Below are 308 nucleotides of genomic sequence, written 5' to 3'. Positions count from 1 at the left end.
CCCACGGCGGTGCGACCTGCCGCGTCGATATCGTCGTCGAGTACGGAATCCAGGGCGTGCGTGGGTATCCGAGTGGGTTCGCCGGATCCTTCCAGTAGCGCGGCGAGACCGCTGACGGTCGGTGTGGACAGCAGCGCCGACATCGGGATCCTGCCATCGATCCGGGCCGACAACCGCTGGTGCAGTGTGAAGGCCAAGAGCGAGGAGCCGCCGAGTTCATAGAAGTCGTCGTCGACGCCGAGCGCGTCGAGTCCGAGGACCTCGCCGAAAACGTCCGCGATCTGTTCTCACCGCGACAGCACGTGTTT

At 65.3% G+C, this 308-nt stretch carries 1 protein-coding gene; it reads right to left on the bottom strand.

From position 1 onward, the window contains the following. On the bottom strand, positions 1 to 281 hold a 281-nt coding region (locus tag GV790_RS31945), incomplete at its 3' end, for a phosphopantetheine-binding protein (RefSeq protein ID WP_163818119.1). Positions 282 to 308 lie beyond the last annotated feature (27 nt).

This window comes from Nocardia cyriacigeorgica (assembly GCF_010858045.1).
Lineage (GTDB): Bacteria > Actinomycetota > Actinomycetes > Mycobacteriales > Mycobacteriaceae > Nocardia > Nocardia cyriacigeorgica_E.
Note: the sequence above shows the minus strand (reverse complement) of the source record. Positions and strands in the feature narration are given on the sequence as shown.